The following is an 18,096-nucleotide window of genomic DNA, read 5'->3' on the forward strand; positions in this document are numbered from 1 at the left end:
TCATGGATACCGCCGTTGCCCACTTTTATCCGCAATATCGAATTTTTCACGCCGGACGGCTATCCGGGCCAGGTGGCGCGCTGCCAGTTTGCGCTGGCGGAGTATCGCGACGAGAGTTTTCCCGAGGCGGGCTTTGCGCTGCCGGACCATCTGGCGCGCGCGGTACCGAAACGCCGTGCGGAGTATCTGGCCGGGCGTGTGCTGGCGCGACAGCTGCTGGCGCCGCTCGGTTTCGCCGACTTCACCCTAGCGCGCGGCGAAGATCGCGCGCCGCAGTGGCCGCCGGGCATCGCCGGGGCGCTGAGCCATAATTCGGATACCGCGCTGTGCGCCGTACACCGCGAGAGCGGGCTGGGCGGCGTTGGGTTGGATGTGGAGACGCTGCTCTCCGACGTGCGAGCGGAGGAGCTGTGGGGGGCGATCGTTTCGGCGGGGGAGCGCGAGGCGTTGCTGCGCGAAACGCTGCCGTTCAACGAGCTGCTGACGCTGACGTTTTCCGCCAAAGAGAGCCTGTTCAAAGCGCTTTATCCGCAGGTGCGTTGTTACTTCGATTTTCTCGATGCGCGCATGGTCGCCGTGGATACGCAGCGGCAGACGTTCGTATTAGCGTTGCTTAAGACCTTGACGCCAAATTGCCCCGCCGGCCGCCGGTTCAGCGGGCATTTTTGGCGTGAAGGTGACGACGTCACGACCTTTATTTTTTGCTAAAATACAATAATAACAGTGTGTTATTTCTTGCTGCGCCGTAACGTGGATTTGCCGCAGCGGGCGGAAAGATTCATTCATCGGAGATTGACCCTCGGTGGGGAATCGGTGTAATTTATCCTCCTTTTACAGCTAATGATAATTATTCGCATAAACATTATCATTGGTGAGGCGCAACAAAGGAGTGGTCTGTGGCGACACTGACGACAGAAAACCAAACCTTCCCCGGGTTTGCGTACGCCGAACAATCGACCTTTTTGTACCGGTCCGAATTCCGTTCCCTCTCCGCCAGCGGCGTGTCCGAACGGATTGAGACGCCGGCGTTCGGCGGCGAGCAGGAAGGCAGCGCGCTGGCGCAGCATATTCGCCAGGCGCTGGCGCGAGCCAACGCCGCCGGCCAGGAGACGCCGGTGGTGGTGGGCGCCATTCCGTTCGACACGCGCCGGCCTTCCTGCCTATATGTGCCTGAAAGTTATGAGTTTGTCGCCAACGATAGCTTTACCCGCGCCGCGCGCCCGATGCTGCAACAGCCGCATCGCCTGGCCGCCTGCACCAGCATTCCGGACGAGCCGCGCTTCAAGCACGCGGTGGCCGAAGCGGTCAGCCGCTTTAAACAAGGCAAGCTGGACAAGGCGGTGCTGTCGCGCATCCTCGACATCGAGCTGGAGCAGCCGGTGGCGGGCCACCAGATCCTCAATAACCTGATGGTGCAGAACCCGACCGGTTACCACTTTTCCCTGCCGCTGGCCGATGGCGGCGTGTTGATCGGCGCCAGCCCGGAACTGCTGATCCGCAAGCAGGGCGGCGAGATCCACACCAACCCGCTGGCGGGCTCGGCGCGCCGTCAGGACGATCCGCAGCAGGATCGCCTCGGCAGCGAGCGCCTGATGCGCTCGACCAAAGACAAATACGAACACAAGCTGGTGATCGACGACATCCGTCGGCACCTGGCGCCGCTGTGCGCCAGCCTGAGCGTGCCCAGCGGCCCGTCGCTGCTCAGTACCGGCACCATGTGGCACTTGTCCACCCGCATTCGCGGCGAGCTGCTGAACCCGAATCTCAACGTGATGCAGCTGGCCTGCCTGCTGCATCCGACGCCGGCGCTGTGCGGTTTCCCGACCGAGAGCGCCCGCCAGCTGATCGCCGATCTGGAGCCGCACGATCGCGGCCTGTTCAGCGGCATCGTCGGCTGGTGCGACGCCAACGGCGACGGCGAGTGGGCGATCGTCATCCGCAGCGGCCTGCTGCGCGGCAACCGGGTGCGCCTGTTCGCCGGCGCGGGGATTGTCGCCGCCTCGACGCCGCAGCCCGAGTGGCTGGAAACCGCCGCCAAACTGGGCACCATGCTCAACGCTTTCGGCCTGAACAGCGGTGCGCTGTAGGGCCACTTTGCGGCGCAGCGCGCGCCGCATCCTATCCTTTTCGCAGGAGACAACGATGAACAACAACATGACCCGGCTGTGCGCCCGGATGGCGGTGCGCGCATGAGCATTCAGATGGATTTCACCGGCAAACGCGTGTGGGTGACCGGCGCGGCGCGCGGCATCGGCGAGCAGATCGCCCGGCATTTTTTGACGCAGGGCGCCGAGGTGGTGGGGTTTGACCGCGAGTTCGCCAACCCGGATTTGCCTTACCCTTGCGTGACGCTGGACATCAGCCGGCCGGAGCAGGTGGAGGCGGTGTGCCGCCAACAGCTGGCGGAAAACCCGCAACTGGACGTGTTGGTCAACGCCGCCGGCATTCTGCGCATGGGCAATACCGAAGATCTGAGCGTGGATGACTGGCACCAGTGCATCAACGTCAACGCCTCGGGGGCGTTTTACCTGTTCCGCGCCGTTCTGCCGCACTTCAAGGCGCAGCGCAGCGGGGCGATCGTCAGCATTGGCTCCAACGCCGCGCACGTGCCGCGCGCGCAGATGGCGGCTTACTGCGCCTCCAAGGCGGCGTTGACCAGCCTGAACCACTGCGTGGGGCTGGAGATGGCGCCGTTCGGCGTGCGGTGCAATCTGGTGTCGCCGGGCTCGACCGACACGCCGATGCAGCGCGGCATGTGGCAGACCGATGATGCGCAGCAACGCACCATCGCCGGCTTCCCCGAGATGTTCAAGTTGGGGATCCCGCTGGGCAAAATCGCTCGCCCGGACGAGATCGCCAACGCGGTGTTGTTCCTGGCCTCCGACTTGGCCAGCCACATCACCATGCAGGACATCGTGATCGACGGCGGCGCGACGCTGGCCGCCTGAGTCAGACCCGCTGGCGGCGCAGCAGGTGCCGCGCGCCTTCCGCCGCCAGCAGCAGCACCGCCAGCCAGATCGCCAGATAGGTCGGCCATTCGCTTTGGCCGATGCTTTCGCCGAGCAGCAGCGCGACGATCACCAGCAGCACCGGTTCCACATAGCTCAGCAGGCCGAACAGGCTGAACGGCAGCAGGCGGCTGGCGAGGATGTAACACACCAATGCCACGGCGCTGATGACGCCGAGCAGCGGAATGCGCCAATACAGCTCGGCATTGATCGGCAGCGCCGCCGCGCCGCCGTCGCCGAAGGCGAACCAGGCCGCCGCCGGCAGCATCAGCGCCAGCTCGCACCACAGCCCGCCGAGATTGTCGGTGCCGAAACGCCGCCGCAAAATAAAGTAGAGCGGATACCCCAGCGCTACCACCAGCGTCGGCCACGATACGCCGCCCGCCTGATACAGCTCATTGCCCACCCCCGCCACGGCGCACGCCACCGCCAGTTTTTGCAGCAGCGACAGCCGATCGCGGTAGATCAAACGGCCCGCCAGCACCATGGTCAGCGGCAGCAGAAAATAACCGAGCGATACGTCGAGCGCCTTGCCGTGCAGCGGCGCCCACAGGAACAGCCACAGCTGCACCCCCAGCAGCGCCGAGGTGAGCAGCAGACCCAGCAGGCGCCGCGGCCGTTGGCCGATCCCGACCAGCGTGTCGCCCGCCTTGCGCCAATCGCCGGACAGCGCCATGAACAGCGTCAGGAACGGCAGCGTCAGCAGCGTGCGCCAGCCGTAGACCTGTTCGCCGTTCAGCGGGGTGAGGGTAGAGGTGAAGTAATACATCGCGCCGAACAAGATGGAGGCGACGACCGAAAGAGTGATGCCCTTAATCACACGCATTCCTGGTGAGTGATTGATTTTATGGCGGCTACTGTAGAGAAATTTGCCGCCAACGACAATGGCGCCGCCGGGCGCTGGACAATCGGCGGCGGCGGGTTACAATGGATACTGTGTATTCATACAGGCTTTGGCGATGACAATCGATCTTTTTGAAGACGCGCTGCCGCCGCCGTGGCGCGAAGAGATCGCCCCCGGCGCGGTGGTGATGCACGGCTTTGTGCGCGATCACGGGCCGGCACTGCTGGCGGCGGTGCAGGGCGTGGTGGCCCAGGTGCCGTGGCGGCATTTGACCACCCCCGGCGGGCACGTGATGTCGGTGGCGATGAGCTGGTGCGGCAACGGCTGGACCAGCGACAGCCGGGGCTACCGCTATTCGGAACGCGACGCGCGCAGCGGCAAACGCTGGCCGGCCATTCCGCCGATCCTGATGGCGCTGGCGGACGAAGCTGCGCAGCAGGCGGGCTTCGGCCCCTTCGTGCCGGATTCCTGTCTGATGAACCGTTACGATCCGGGCAGCAAGCTGTCGCTGCATCAGGATAAAGACGAACACGACTTCGGCGCGCCGATCGTCTCGGTGTCGCTCGGGCTGCCGGCGGTGTTTCAGTTCGGCGGCCTGCAACGCAGCGACCGGGCGCGGCGCATTCCGCTGGCGCACGGCGATGTGGTGGTGTGGGGCGGCCCATCGCGGCTCTGTTTTCACGGCATCCTGCCGGTCAAGGAAGGCTATCACTCGCTGGTGGGGCCGCACCGCATCAACATCACGCTACGCAAGGCGCTTTAACTGCGGCTCCTGCGCCAGGCAGGCGACGAGATAGTCGATAAACACCCGCAGTTTGGGCGGCAGATACTGGTTGGGCGCATAGAGCAGCCACAGGCCGCCGTGATAGCTGCTGAGGAAATCCCATTCTGGCAACACCTGCACGATCTCGCCCTCGTCGAGCGCCTGGCGGGCGGTAAAGTACGGCAGGCTGCCGATGCCGATATGCCGTTTCACCGCGTCCAGCCGCACGCCGGTGTGGTTGGCGGCGTAGCGGCCGCGCACGCTGACCGTCACCGTTTTGCCGCTGCGGCGGAATTTCCATTGCGCGTCGCTCGGCGTTTCTCCCAGATAGATGCAGCTGTGCGCCGCCAGATCGTGCGGGTGCAGCGGCGTGCCGTGTTGCGCCAGGTAGTGCGGCGTGGCGCACAGCAGATGGTCTATTCTCATCAACTGGCGGCCGATCAACCCGGGCGACGGGCGATCGGTAATGCGCAGCGCCAGATCGACCCGATCGTCGATCAAATCCATGTAACGATCTTCCAGCCGCAGCCTCACGTCCACCTTCGGGTAGCGGCGCAGGAACTCCGGCATGTGCGGATGCAGCACGAAGCGGCCCACCGCTTTGGGTACGCTGACGCTGATCAGCCCTTCGGGCTCCGCGGCGCCGCGCCCGCCGATCGCCATGACCGCGTCGGCCGCCGCCAGCAGGGTGCGGCAGTGCGCAAACGCCTCTTCGCCGCTTTCGCTCAGCCGCAGTTTGCGGGTGGTGCGGTGCAGCAGCTGCAGCGCCAGCGCCTGCTCGAGCTTCGCCACGCTGCGGCTGACGGCGGAAGGCGAAGCGCCCAGCTTGCGGGCGGCGGCGGAAAAACTGCCGCTCTCTACCACCTGAACGAAAACGGCCATTTCGGTCAACAGCGCGTAAGAAAGATTTGTGCTCATGACGCAAAGGTCCATTGTGATGGCGGCGGATTATGCTCCGATTATGACATGAATATAATGGCTCTTCGAACCGAGGAGAAAAATGATGACCGAACGACGTTATTACTACAGCGACGATTTACAGGGCCAGGCGCAGGTGTTGAGCTGTGCGCCGGCCGAGGCGGGCGCTTACGCCGTGGAGCTGGACGCCACGCTGTTCCACCCGCAGGGCGGCGGCCAGCCGTCCGATGTGGGGTCGTTAGGCGGCGTCACCGTGCTGCGGGTGCAGCAGCAGGGGGATACCGTGGTGCACTTTACCGCCGCGCCGCTGCCGAACGGGCCGGTTACGATGCAAATCGATGAAGCGCAGCGCCGGCTGCACGCCCGCTGGCACTCCGCTGGGCATCTGATCGGTTGGTTGGGCGAAACCCGGGGCTGGCGGCCGGTCAAGGCGCATCATTGGCCGGGTGAAGGGCGCATCACTTTCGCGCCGGGGCCGGATGCGCAGACGATAGAAGCGGATTTTTTGCAGGCGGAGCTGGCGCGCTTGATCGCCGCCGATCTGCCGCGCCGCCAGCAGGCGGTGGACGGTTTGCGCCAGGTCGGTTTCGGCGAGTTGCCCGCCTACGGCTGTGGCGGCACCCATGTCGCCGCGCTGGGCGAGGTGGGCGCGATCGCGATTACCGGCCTAAAGATGAAGAAAGGGCAGTTGAACGTGCAATATGAGCTGGTTGAATGAGGGGGGCGGCTCAGCGCCCGGCCTGCCGCAGCTGGGTGCAGAACGCGCATTGGCATCCCGCTACCGGCACCGCCGCGCAACTGCCGATGCTCACCGGCTGGGCGTCCATGGCGTGAAAGCCGTAAAACAGATTCTCGATGTTTTGTTCCGCCGCCCGCGCCTGCTCCGGGCGCGGTTCGGGCACTTTCGACTGAAACGCTGCGGCCTTGCCGGCCAGCAGGCTGAGAAACAACAGCGACAGCTGGATTTTCATCGTCGTCTTCCCTTTACTTGTTTTTTGATACGTTATAACAAAACCAAGACGCCGCCAAGCGCCGCGCTCGCGCTCGGCGCCCGCCAGCGCGTGAGCCGGTGCGGTGAACGCCCGTGTTTAATTCGCCTTTCTATTTGATTTCATTGAAATTGATGAAATAGTCAGATGCCATCATCCAGGGCATGACAGGGCAGCCAATATTCTAAATACTTAATCGAAGAGGCGCTCTGGGCAGGAGAAGCGCTTTGGGATCGCGCTTTTGCACGGCGCGCCCGCCGTTTTGGCATGGACTGCATTTTTTCAGTGTCGTGGAATGTAAAATGGATTTTTGTAACCGGATTTCCGTGTGTTTATTGACGTTTAATTCATCGCGCTTGCTGCGTGACGTGTTGCAACCTGTGGCGGCGTTCGCCGATGAAATCATCGTGGTGGATTCGGGCAGTACTGACGGCACGTTGGCCATTTGCGACGACTTCAATATCAAGCCTCTTTATCACCCGTTTGAAACCCATGGCCGGCAAATGAATTACGCCATATCCTGCGCGCGGCATGACTGGGTTTTGTGCCTGGACAGCGATGAGATCATGGATGATGAAGCGGTCGACGCGATGCGGCTTTTCAAGCGCACCCCAGGCCCTGACAAAAACAACGCCTATCGCATTCGTCGCGATTGGTTTGTGTTGGGACAGGCGGTCAGAACGCTTTATCCCGTCTCGTCACCGGATTACCCCATTCGCTTTTTTCATCGCCAGGTGGTGAAGTTCAATGATGCGCCGGTAGATGATGCGGCGGAAGGGGGCGCATCCACCTTGATACTGGCCGGGCACGTTAAACACGACACTTTTTTCTCAATCGAGGAAGTGTTTGCCAAGCTGAACAGCTATACGGCGCGCGTGGTGAAATACAAGGCGATAAGGCCATCGATTCTCCGAGGGGTGATTAGCGCCATCGGCGCATTTTTCAAGTGGTACATTTTCAGCGGCGCCTGGAAAGCGGGCCGGGTCGGGGCCGTGACCGGCGTTTACGCGGTGTCCTACAGCTTTTTGAAGTATTTCAAGGCGTGGTACCACAGATAGCCGAAGGCGGGGGGCGAACCGCCTTCATCTCCTCGTTTAAACGCTGTCTTCAGCGATCAGCACCTCAGTGATATCAATGCGATGCAGCAGCTTTCTCTGTTTCTCATGGCTGATTTTCTTCATGCGGCGCAGCCGGTACAGCTCTTCTCTTTCCGCGTGCAACGAGGCTAAGTACAGCTGCTTTTCCAGCCGCTTCAGCGCCACGATATTCTTAACGTCTTCTTTGGTCAGAATTTTACGTTGCAGCACGTCCAGCATCCGCCGCGTCGTTTCTTCAATCAGCTCCGGCGTGGCGTCGTCCGGCGGGGCGACGAGCAGCTTTTCCTTGGTTTCGTTGACGGCCTTGGTCGCCGCGCTCGCCAAGGCTTCTGAAACGGAGAAAGCCTCTTCCTGATCTTCTTCCGGCGGCAGATTGCCGCGCAACAGGAAGGGCAGCGTGACGATGCCGACGACGATCGACAGCAGGATGACCCCCGAGGCGATAAACACCAGTTGATACCGGCCCGGGAATGGCGAACCATCCAATAAAAACAGCGGAATTGACAGCACGCCCGCCAGGGTCACCGCCCCTCGCACCCCGGCAAAGGCGGCGACGAACAGATCGCGCGTGCTGAATTTCGAAAATAACAACGGATCTTTGCGCATCAGGGTCGCGCTGCCGACCTTCATCAGCCACAGCCAAATCAAACGCACGGCGATCAAACTAAAATAGATGATCACCACGTAAGCCAGCAGCGTCTCCAGGCTGATGGAATGATCGATACCGGTTTGCGCCACGGTGAAGTTCAAGATGCCCGGCAGCTGCAGCCCAAGCAGAATAAACACCATGCCGTTAAACACGAACTCGAGCATTTCCCAAATATTATTGGTGCGTAAACGCACCAGCGGCATGCTGCGATTCACTTTGGATTGGCCAATCATCATGCCGGCGCTGACGGCGGCCAGGATGCCGGATACGCCGATTCTTTCCGCAATCAGGTAGCAGGAAAAGGGCAGTAACAGCGAGAAAATAATCTGAGTGGCGGAATCGTTATACATCCATTTATGGATGAACTTAACCATTTGATTATAGAGAAAAACAATAATGATGCCGCACAGCACCCCACCAATCGATACCTGCAGAAAGGTCAGAAAGGCACTCTCCAGGGTAAACGCCATCGCGCCGAGCGCGACAGCGATGGAGAAGTTGAGGGAAACCAACCCGGAGGCGTCGTTCATCAACGCCTCCCCTTCGATCACGCTCATCACGGGTTTGGGCATGCGTCCTTTACCGACGATGCCGGACAGCGCCACGGCGTCCGTTGGCGACAGAACGGCGGCCAGGGCGAACGCGGCGGCGAGGGGGATTGACGGGAGCAGGAAGTGAATCAGATAACCCACCCCGACGACCGTGATGATCACCAGCACCAGGGCCAGACAAAGGATTTCTCTGCCGTAATGGATGAACTCTTGCGCCGGCGTTTTCCAACCGTCGGCGAACAGCAGCGGGGGAATAAACAGCATCAAGAAAAGCTCGGGATTGAAGTCGATATGCAACCCAAACTGCGGCCAGGCCAACACGGCGCCAACGATGATTTGCATCAGCGGAAGCGGGATCTGGAAGGGCAAGATGCGCGTCACGACGCCGGACAACGAGACGGTGAGCAATAAGATCAATATGGTGAAGAATGTTTCCATCGTGAACCTTTTGTGGATTTAATTTTTCTCGTCGTTATCAAACGGTTTTTCTGCATGCCGGCGTCAGGCGGGCTCGCCGGCCAAGGCTGAGCAGCGGCCATGGCGGCCGCTGTCGATAAAGATAGCGCAGTTGAGCAAGGCCGGTTCGCCCCGCTTGCCTGTGGGATGGCGCAGACAAACGGGGCAACGGGTTAAGGCAGCGCAAACGCCATCACGTAATCGCCGGTTTCTGTCGAATGCGCGGCGCCGCCGACCACAATAACGATGTATTGCTTGCCGGTTTTAGGCGAAACGTAGCTCATTGGCGTCGCGCTCGCGCCGACCGGCAGCGCATATTTCCAGACTTCTTTGCCGGTGCTGCTGTCGTAGGCGCGCAGATAATAGTCCTGGAAGCCGGCGAAGAAGACCAGGCCGCCGGCGGTCGTCATAGTGCCCGCGTAGGTGGGCATGCCAACCGGCATCGGCAGGTGCGATCTGATGCCCAGCGGCCCCATTTTTTCGGCGGTGCCGGCCGGTATCTGCCAGGCGATCTTTTTGTTTTTGTAATCGACGGCGGTGATCGTGCCGTAAGGGGGTTGGTTGCAAGGCACTTCGAGCGGCGACATCCACATCAACGTGATCATGCCGTATGGCGTGCCGATCATGGGGGAAGGCCCGTGGCCATCGATCACTTTTTGCGGGTACTGTTTCGCGACGCGTTCATAGCTGTCGCGCGCCACTAACCAAAACACGTTCGGAATGCGCACATCGTTCATGTAAGCCATATGGTTCACAGGATCAATCGACATGCTCCCCCAGTTGAGTCCGCCTAAATTGCCGGGCTGCTCAAGCGTTGGGCGGGTGCCGATCGGGGTCATGTCGCCCTGGTAATTCATCTGTTTGAACAGGATGCGGCAGGCCATCTGGTCAAACAGGGTGGTGCCCCACATTTTTTCTTCGGTCAGGCGTTCGGCGCCAATGGTCGGCATGCCGACGGAGAACGGCTGGGTTGGCGAGAGGCGCTCTTCCTCTGCGGCGCCTTGGGTCGGCACGGCTTTCTCTTCAACCTGCGCCAGCGGTTTGCCGGTCTCCCGGTTCAGGTAGAAAATCTGCCCCCGTTTGGTGCCGAGCAAAAGGGCGGGCACCGGGCGATGTTGCTCATCAAAACCGTCCACCAGCGCGGGTTGGGATGCGAGGTCATAATCCCAAATGTCGTGATGCGTGGTTTGGAACTTCCAGCGCTCACGGCCTGTTTCAATATCAATGGCGACCAGGGCAGAGTTGTACTCATCCGAATTTTCCGGGCGATTCATGCCGTAATAGTCGGGCGTTGCATTGCCAAGCGGCGCATACAACAAGCCTAATTTGTCGTCATAGGCGGCGGTGCTCCACATATTCGGCGTACCGCGCGTATAGGTGCTTCCGGCCGGCGGAGCCTTGGTGATGCCCGGGTTGCCTAAGTCCCACGCCCAGTCCAACTCGCCGGTTTTGGCGTCGAACGCCCTGATGACGCCGGAAGGCTCGCCTTTCATCACGTTATCGATAACCCAGCCACCGACGATAATCTTCCCTCTGGCGATGGTCGGCGCCGAGGTTTGGAAGTAATAGCCCGGTTTCACTTCCCCCATATGCTGACCGAGATTCACCTCACCGTTTTGACCGAAGGCGGGACATTTCTGGCCCGTTTTGGCATCCAGCGCAATGAGGCGGGCATCGATCGTGGTGTGAACGATCGCTTTCTCGCACAGAGCGCCTGGCGCAACATCCTCATTTTTGTAGTAGCCAAGCCCGCGGCAGCGTTGCCAAACGGGGGAGGTGGAATGCGAGTCAAATTTCCAGCGCGCTTTACCCGTATCGGCATCGATAGCGGTGATAAGACCGTTGGGCGTACAGCTATACACCAAATCATCGATCGCGAGCGGGGTATTTTGGTCCACGCCCGGCCGGAAATCGCCGGTGCGATAAACCCAGGCGAGTTTCAGGTCTTTGACGGTTGAACGGTTCACCTGATTGAACGGCGCGTAGCGCGTTCCTTCCGTCGTGCGGCCATAGGCGCTCCAATCGGCTGGCGCATTGTCGCTTTTGCTCTCGATAAACGTCACGTCGCCAGAAGGGGTAATTTCGCCATGGGGAAAGAAGGCGCCGATAAAGAAAGCGACAAATGCCACGGATAATACCGAACCGGCGATGTAAGCCTGCTTTTGACTCTTGGCGCTGTGCAGGTACGAGGGAAGTAAAAACGCGGCGATAATAGAGAGGCCGGCGGGCACCAGCAGGCGAGGGAACAATGCCCAGTAGTTAAGCCCCGACTCCCAAAGCGCCCACGGCACCGTCATCAAAAACAGCAGGCCGGTTAAGTAACAAGCTGATTTGCTGCGTTTGAGGACCAGCACTGCGGCGGCGATGTAGCCTATCCCGGTAATGGCATAGTAGAACGATCCGCCGAGGGCGATAAGCCAAACTCCCCCCACGGTTAACGCGACGCCAGAAAAAACCAGCAAGCAAAAGAACGTGATTATTGCGGCTCTCTTACCAAACGATGTTCTAATCATATGTTTTCCTTTGACTTTAAAATCCACATTGGATCACCATCCCATCGCTGCCAACGCGTGAAAATGCCGGCGCGAAAGGCAAGGCATTTCCCGCCTTGAGACTTTTTATTCTTTAACGCTTTAGGGGCATTGAGTTGTCGTTTTGATATCCATTTCAACAGTGGCCATTGCGGTTTGGATCAGTCGCCGGACCAAGATAAGGGGATTTTATTGGGCGATGACAGAACGCGCGCGATAAAAATAACCATCAATGTTTTTATTTAATACCGGGTTGTAACCGTTTCGCAGAGATACGGTTTTGGGTGTGCTGGGCAATCCGATATTCTATTGCAGTGATAAACGCATTGAATGAAAGAGCCTCTCTGGACTAATTATTTAGAGTGATGATGAATGCGGAATCGCTTTTAATCACGAGGTTGCGTAGAGGTTTACCCTGCGTTGAGTTCAGAGTGAAACGTCATTCTTTATCAAGCCGGTGTCGGTAGAAGCGGCGAAAAAAATGATTCAATGCCATTCTTTCTCCATCGACATAGACAATATAACCTTTCCCGCGTTCGCCGACGGTGACTTTTTCAACATTAACATTAGGATAGTGTTTTTTTAGGTTTTTAGACCATAATTGAATACTCATAACTCTATTTTCCTGACGCGCTTTATTCTTGTTTAAGGCATATTGATAGCACCCGTAAAAATAAGTCTCGTGGAAATAAAATATCGTCACTATCTGGGGATGTCTACAAGCGGGCGGGCGGGATAAAGCGAAAAATGTCGGCTGCGCTCAGGCGAGGGATTTATAAAAAATGAAATAAAAACAATAAGTTATCCAATCAACCGCACAAAAAGTAAATATGGGTAACGTATTGATATTTAAGGTTTTGGTACGTAAGTCATATCGGAGAGAACGCTTAACGGATAAGCGGTTATTCCTTGTGAGGGCGAGAAGATCCCATCTTGGCGCGATTTTCAGGGAGATGTTAATGTGTTTTCCAATTAGATAAGTCTTAAAGTTGGTGCTTTTTGGCGAGTGGATAATGCGTGGTTTTGAGCCTAAACTCATCATAATTCTTTATTGATAAATATAAATTATTACCATTTTTAATAAATAGCAACACCGATCGTGACAGGGTTACCGCTCTGGCCCTGGCGCTACCTCTTTCTCTCTGTGTTTGATCGGGAAGACAATGGGGATATAGGTCTTCATCTCTATTCTATCGCCGCCTTTGGGGGTGATAATTTCAATGAGAAAGCGATCGATCATGCCAACTTTATTTATCGGGAATGATTTGGTGTAGATGCTTTGCGTGAATTTTTGCGCCTCATCGCTTGCGCCATCAAAACTGAACTCTGCAAAAAGTTGCATGTCTTTTTTTCCCTGGGCGTCGGCCAGGGAGGCAAGCACGTTGCCAAGACAGTCTTCTTCAGAAATATAGAGGGTCTTCAAATAGATGCTGACGTAATTCTCTTTCCTGATGCTCGCGCCAAAATTGAAAAAATTAATCACGCCGCTATCCGTTTTTTTCATGTTATCAATTGCCGCCAATCGCAGCGCGGAAACCGCAGGATGGAAGTGATATATCTCTGCATCAACGCCATCCCCTGAATCGTCGAAAAATTTTGGCAGGTGCACATAGCGATGCTCGGGAATGCCGTCGAGAAACAGCAATGGGATGGCGGAGGACACGTCCCACGATTTACTTTTGCGATACTGCATCGGCGAGGTTCTGAATTGCTTGCGAAAGGCCCGTTCAAAGGATTGATATGACTGAAAGTTCAGCGCTTTAACGATATCGGAAATAGAGAGGTTCGTCGCTTTCAACATAAATGCGGCGCGAATGAGTTTTCTGCCCCTCACATAGCTTCCGAAAGTCATCCCTGTTTCATCTTTAAACGCTTTTTGGATATGCCCGCGTGAATATCCGCTTTTTTCTGACAGCATCTCAACGGTAAGCTTCTCATTGAACCCACTTTCTTCCACCCAGGCGAGCAGCTCCTCAATGACTTTGGTTATAAACATGCAGGAGCTCCCTTTTAGTTATCTGCCTAATGGTTGCGTTGGGTAAAATAACGCGATATCGGTATTCAGCGATAAGCCCCAATTCATCCGATCTTTTAGGCAATATCCTGAGTATAGAACGCGTGCAATATTAACGCGGTAAATTAAAAAAAATGTACTTAAAAGTGTCATTTACCAAATAGCAGCGTATGGCGAAGAAGTAGAAAGTGTATGGATACATTTTAAGTATATTAATTTGTTGATTTTTATTCACTTATATGAATGAACCAAGCTGGTGGGAGCACAATTTTTGCTCATTGATAGATAAAAACACTATATGGCTGCCAATTTATTGACAGTAACATCTTTTCGAATCGAAATAATTAACTATTCTATGTTTAAGAGTAGGGGGAAGCGGAAAATAGGCCCGGCAGGGGATTGTGAAATTAAATAATGGTTAATTCAAGGGGGCATCAAGGCTAATGACATTCAGGGAGGAATATGGGGGGGTATTTTCTCGAAAAATAGCGATTGCTATTTATCTTCTGGCTGTGGCCTGCGTTTTTCTGTCTTGGCGCTCGTGGTTTATCAGCGTTTTTCCACACGACTTCTTTGCGAATCTCATCTTGTGCGAGAGGTGAATCGGCATCTTTCATCCTGGAAATGATTTTTGTGCAACGTGATACGTGGATATATTTGAACGGGTATGGGAATGCCATTCTTCGAAAGAAAGCAAGTCGGACAGCTTTTGATTCTGCAAGAAGAGGGATGCATTCAATAATAAAAATAGCAAGATGACAGGCTTTACTATGGATTGTTCTAACAAGTTCAGACGCAATATTTTAGATGAGATAATCGCTATCATTGAAAAAGCCATTGATACACAAAGCCATGTATCAATAAGGGCGTTATCCATTAAGTCAGGGTATTCCATCGGGCATTTACAACGGATGTTCTATTTGTATGAAGGGATGAAGATAGGGACCTATATCAGAAAGCGCAGACTAAGCCGCTCGACGTTATTGCTGAAATGTACCGATATGAAGATCTATGAAATCGCGTTGCTCTCTGGATTTAGTTCTCAGCAATCATTTAGCCGTGCGTTTTCAAATCAGTTCGGTTGCCCGCCGAGAACATTCAGAACCCTGCGCGATTGGCCTTTTCTCAATTACCAACCGATTATTGGCTTCGATAAAGAGCCTTTCCCCAGCAGCATCGTGTACTTGAATTTGCATGAGTATTACGAGAAAAAAAGGATCGTGCAACTGCTTTCGCCGGTAATCAGCCGGGGGCAGATGAAGGTAAACGTAAAGAATCCAATAACCTGTAGCCTGTACAACGCATCGGCAAAGTACATTGCGATCAGGCGCAAAGAAAAAAAGATGAGTGAAAACGAGTTCATCCTATCGCTCTATGAGGGGGTGTTGGCTTCTCTGGATATCTTCATCACGCAAAGCGTAATCTTTAAAATCCACGATCACTGTCCAGGTGAAAAGGAAAACGTCAGCATGTGGTATTTCATCCCGATAAAATGATCTTTGTTTATCGCACATGGCAGAGGGTTGCCTGATTACAACGGAAAGCTTTGGTTATGCCATCGATATTTTGATGGCGTCCACCTGTCAACGCCCCATAAGCCTGCTTCAACCAACGAAGGTTGGCGAGGGAGAAAAAAAACCGACCGCGAGGATCGGTAAGCATGGGGTATTCAATAGGTATGACAACACTACAATTAAATAATAGCGCGCGTTGGGGATTTTTATTTACCGAAAAGTGTTATCTCACGGAACAATAGACCCGGCGTGCGCGCATCCTCTCTGGCAATAAGACGGGGGGCCTGCGCAACGCAGGCGTCATAAAATGAAGATAAAAAAAGCCGGCGATTAACGCCGGCCAATGAAACATCGACAATCTCTCTGAGATGCACGCCCCCTATACGGGAAATAAGGTCATGCAGTTCCTATGTAACCCTACCTGGTGCGTTTTTTTTTACCAAAAAGCGATATTTTTGGCCGGTGAGACGGAGAAATAAAAAAGCCGGTCATGACGACCGGCGAATGCGAAAATAACAGGGTAACGTTAATTGAAAGTGCACATAAAATGATAGCGAATTAATCCTAGCACTGACATCGGCGGTATATTTTACCTAAAAATGTCTTTGCGGCATTGGCCTTACCGCTCGGTTCCGGCGGCGGTATGGGGTTGCGTGGAGAGGCGAAAGGGCGGCCGATGCTGCTCCCCCTCGAAGCCAGGCTAAGATCCCCGCGGCCAGACCGCCTCGCGCACGGCGATCGCTCTGGGCAGCAGCCCGAGGGCGTAGAAGCGGTCGGCGATGCTTTGCTGCTGACGGATCACCTGTAAATCCATGGCGCGAACCTCATGGCTGCGGCGCGACAGCGCGAGTTCCAGTGAGGCGCTCGCCAGCCCCAGTTCATTGGAAAGGTGACGAGCGGCTTCTCTTGGCTGCGCGGCGATGTAACGGCCGGTGTGCTGCAGCGCCTGCATCAGCGGCCGCAACAGATCGTCCGAACGCTCGGCGAAGCCGCGGCGCGCCAGGTAGAATTGCTGATTGAGCACCCGCTGGGTGCCGTCGGCGATCACGCGCAGTTCCCCGTTGCGCTGCGCGTCGCTGAGCAGCGGATCCCACATCATCCAGGCGTCCACCGCCTGCAGGTCGGTCGCCGACAGCGGATACTTCGGCGGCGCGTAGACGATACGCACGTCGTTCAACGTCAATCCCTGTTCGTCCAGCATCTGCAGCAATAAATAGTGCACGTTAGAGCCTTTGTTAAGCGCGATGCGTTTGCCGCGCAGATCGGCGGCGCTGCGTATCGGGCTGTCTTGCGGCACCACCATCGCCACGCTCTGCGGCGCCGGCGGCTCAAAACCGACGTACACCAGCGCATTGCCCTGTGCCTGGGCGAAGATCGGCGGCACTTCGCCGGTGGTGCCGAAGTCTATCTCATCGCCGTCGAGCGCGTGCAGCAGCTGCGGCCCGGCGGGAAACTCGCTCCACAACACGCTGATGCGCTGTGTGGCGAAGAGCTGTTCCAGGCTTTGCCGCGCCTTGAGCACCCCGAGGTTGCCGAACTTTTGATAGCCGATGCGCAGTTCGCGTTCGGGCAGAGACGCTGCGGCGATGGCCGGTGAATGTGCGGGTGCGCCGGCGCTGCGACGGCGCGGTTTGATCAGACCAAGATGTGCCAAATGGGTGCGCAGGGTATTGCGGCTGACGCCGAGCAACGACGCCGCTTGCAGCTGGTTGCCGCCGCTGCGTTCGAAGGCGTTGCGCACCAGCGCATCCAGCACCCGTTGGTAAAGCTGTGCGCTGTCGCCTTGCAACTGCCGCTGCACAAAGCGGTCGATGGCGTCGTCGCCGCCGTCGTTATCCGTCAGGCGATGGGTAAGCTGCAGTTGCTGCGGTGCGATCGCCCCCTCCTGGCTCAGCAAGACCGCATTATGCAGCGTGTTCTCCAGCTCGCGCACGTTGCCAGGCCAAGGGTAGTCCAGCAGCGCCTGCTGCGCTTCCGCCGTCAACCGCGGCAGTGGCCGTTCCAAACGGCGGGCGTACAGCGCAAGAAAATGTCTGGCCAGCACCGGAATATCGTCCGGCCGCTGGCGCAAGGGCGGTAACGTCACCGCCGCCACGTTCAGGCGGTAATAGAGATCTTCACGGAACCGCCGTTGGCGAATCGCGCCGGCCAGATCGACGTGGGTGGCGGCGATGACCCGCACATCGATCTTCAGCGGTTTGCGCGAACCGACGCGGGTGATCTCCCGCTCTTGCAGCACGCGCAGCAGCTTGACCTGCAGCGACAGGTTCAGCTCGCCGATCTCGTCCAGCAGCAGGGTGCCGCCTTCCGCCGCTTCGAACCAGCCCTGATGAGTGCCGACGGCGCCGGTGAAGGCGCCTTTCTCATGGCCGAACAGTTCGGCTTCCGCCAGGCTTTCCGTCAGCGCGCCGCAGTTGACCGCCAGGAAAGGTTGATGGCGGCGCGCGCTGTGGTGGTGCAGATAGCGCGCCACCACTTCTTTGCCGGTGCCGGTTTCACCGACGATCAGCACGGTGGCATCGGTGGGAGCCAGCCGATCGAGCACGCTTTGCAGAGCGAGCGACGCCGGATCGATCAGCACCGGCTTGTCGGCGGCGAACGGTTGGGGATCGTACATGGGCGTCTCCTGTCTACGACGATGGGAAAAAAATCTTATCCCAGCCAATGGGCAGCCGCGAGAGGATAAAAGGCGCACGGTGCTGCATTGGCAACAGCCTTCCGCCGCCGCCTGCTGCCAATGCAGCAGTGTTTTTACGTCGATA

At 57.2% G+C, this 18,096-nt stretch carries 15 protein-coding genes; 7 read left to right on the forward strand and 8 right to left on the reverse strand.

The genetic code is table 11. The features are described 5' to 3' along the window. Nucleotides 1-15 precede the first annotated feature (15 nt). The 3 genes from ACJ8PL_RS10480 (at nt 16) to dhbA (ending at nt 2,948) form a co-directional block, all read left to right on the forward strand. Entirely contained in the window at nt 16-708 is a 693-nt protein-coding gene (locus ACJ8PL_RS10480; protein ID WP_016927091.1) for a 4'-phosphopantetheinyl transferase family protein, read from the forward strand. A gap of 188 nt (nt 709-896) precedes the next feature. Continuing rightward, nucleotides 897-2,087 (forward strand): isochorismate synthase, encoded by a 1,191-nt coding sequence (locus ACJ8PL_RS10485; RefSeq protein ID WP_442531154.1) that lies wholly within the window; start codon nt 897-899, stop codon nt 2,085-2,087. A 102-nt stretch (nt 2,088-2,189) separates the two neighbouring features. Further along, nucleotides 2,190-2,948: a 2,3-dihydro-2,3-dihydroxybenzoate dehydrogenase gene (gene dhbA, locus ACJ8PL_RS10490; RefSeq protein WP_025303452.1), complete on the forward strand. Its 759-nt coding sequence runs from the start codon at nt 2,190-2,192 to the stop codon at nt 2,946-2,948. Nucleotide 2,949: 1 nt separating this feature from the next. On the opposite strand, the gene rarD is transcribed toward dhbA, so the two are convergent. Further along, nucleotides 2,950-3,828 (reverse strand): EamA family transporter RarD, encoded by an 879-nt coding sequence (gene rarD, locus ACJ8PL_RS10495; protein WP_305178179.1) that lies wholly within the window; start codon nt 3,826-3,828, stop codon nt 2,950-2,952. 139 nt (nt 3,829-3,967) lie between these two features. On the opposite strand from rarD, the gene alkB reads away from it, so the two are divergent. Continuing rightward, nucleotides 3,968-4,615: a DNA oxidative demethylase AlkB gene (alkB, locus tag ACJ8PL_RS10500; protein WP_016927095.1), complete on the forward strand. Its 648-nt coding sequence runs from the start codon at nt 3,968-3,970 to the stop codon at nt 4,613-4,615. On the opposite strand, the gene ACJ8PL_RS10505 is transcribed toward alkB, so the two are convergent. After that, complete coding sequence (locus ACJ8PL_RS10505; RefSeq protein ID WP_305178185.1) at nt 4,598-5,533, reverse strand: LysR family transcriptional regulator; 936 nt, start codon at nt 5,531-5,533, stop codon at nt 4,598-4,600. The genes alkB and ACJ8PL_RS10505 overlap by 18 nt on opposite strands. A gap of 85 nt (nt 5,534-5,618) precedes the next feature. Here ACJ8PL_RS10505 and ACJ8PL_RS10510 point away from each other — a divergent pair, with 85 nt between their 5' ends. Further along, nucleotides 5,619-6,251: an alanyl-tRNA editing protein gene (locus tag ACJ8PL_RS10510; protein WP_306376866.1), complete on the forward strand. Its 633-nt coding sequence runs from the start codon at nt 5,619-5,621 to the stop codon at nt 6,249-6,251. 10 nt (nt 6,252-6,261) lie between these two features. Here ACJ8PL_RS10510 and ACJ8PL_RS10515 read toward each other — a convergent pair whose 3' ends face one another. Continuing rightward, the gene (locus ACJ8PL_RS10515; RefSeq protein WP_016927098.1) at nt 6,262-6,504 is read right to left on the reverse strand and encodes a hypothetical protein; all 243 of its coding nucleotides are present in this window, start codon (nt 6,502-6,504) and stop codon (nt 6,262-6,264) included. 320 nt (nt 6,505-6,824) lie between these two features. Between ACJ8PL_RS10515 and ACJ8PL_RS10520 the strand changes: the two genes are divergently transcribed. Further along, the gene (locus ACJ8PL_RS10520; RefSeq protein WP_016927099.1) at nt 6,825-7,580 is read left to right on the forward strand and encodes a glycosyltransferase family 2 protein; all 756 of its coding nucleotides are present in this window, start codon (nt 6,825-6,827) and stop codon (nt 7,578-7,580) included. A gap of 36 nt (nt 7,581-7,616) precedes the next feature. Here the strand turns inward: ACJ8PL_RS10520 and ACJ8PL_RS10525 are convergent, their stop codons facing one another. The 4 genes from ACJ8PL_RS10525 to ACJ8PL_RS10540 form a co-directional block, all read right to left on the reverse strand. Then, entirely contained in the window at nt 7,617-9,257 is a 1,641-nt protein-coding gene (locus tag ACJ8PL_RS10525; protein ID WP_016927100.1) for a Na+/H+ antiporter, read from the reverse strand. 191 nt (nt 9,258-9,448) lie between these two features. Then, nucleotides 9,449-11,815 carry a membrane-bound PQQ-dependent dehydrogenase, glucose/quinate/shikimate family gene (locus ACJ8PL_RS10530; RefSeq protein ID WP_442531155.1) on the reverse strand — a complete coding sequence of 789 codons (2,367 nt, stop codon included), beginning with the start codon at nt 11,813-11,815 and terminating at the stop codon, nt 9,449-9,451. A gap of 430 nt (nt 11,816-12,245) precedes the next feature. Further along, on the reverse strand, nt 12,246-12,419 hold the full coding sequence (locus ACJ8PL_RS10535) for a hypothetical protein (RefSeq protein WP_153297017.1): 174 nt from the start codon (nt 12,417-12,419) through the stop codon (nt 12,246-12,248). A 495-nt stretch (nt 12,420-12,914) separates the two neighbouring features. Then, nucleotides 12,915-13,802 (reverse strand): helix-turn-helix domain-containing protein, encoded by an 888-nt coding sequence (locus ACJ8PL_RS10540; protein ID WP_079449911.1) that lies wholly within the window; start codon nt 13,800-13,802, stop codon nt 12,915-12,917. Nucleotides 13,803-14,575: 773 nt separating this feature from the next. Between ACJ8PL_RS10540 and ACJ8PL_RS10545 the strand changes: the two genes are divergently transcribed. Further along, on the forward strand, nt 14,576-15,316 hold the full coding sequence (locus tag ACJ8PL_RS10545; protein ID WP_233504947.1) for a helix-turn-helix domain-containing protein: 741 nt from the start codon (nt 14,576-14,578) through the stop codon (nt 15,314-15,316). A gap of 718 nt (nt 15,317-16,034) precedes the next feature. On the opposite strand, the gene ACJ8PL_RS10550 is transcribed toward ACJ8PL_RS10545, so the two are convergent. Then, the gene (locus ACJ8PL_RS10550) at nt 16,035-17,951 is read right to left on the reverse strand and encodes a sigma-54-dependent Fis family transcriptional regulator (protein ID WP_305178199.1); all 1,917 of its coding nucleotides are present in this window, start codon (nt 17,949-17,951) and stop codon (nt 16,035-16,037) included. Between the last annotated feature and the right edge of the window lie 145 nt (nt 17,952-18,096).

The sequence above is a fragment of the Serratia sp. CY83965 genome, from assembly GCF_052166375.1.
In the GTDB taxonomy this organism is placed as follows: domain Bacteria; phylum Pseudomonadota; class Gammaproteobacteria; order Enterobacterales; family Enterobacteriaceae; genus Serratia; species Serratia marcescens.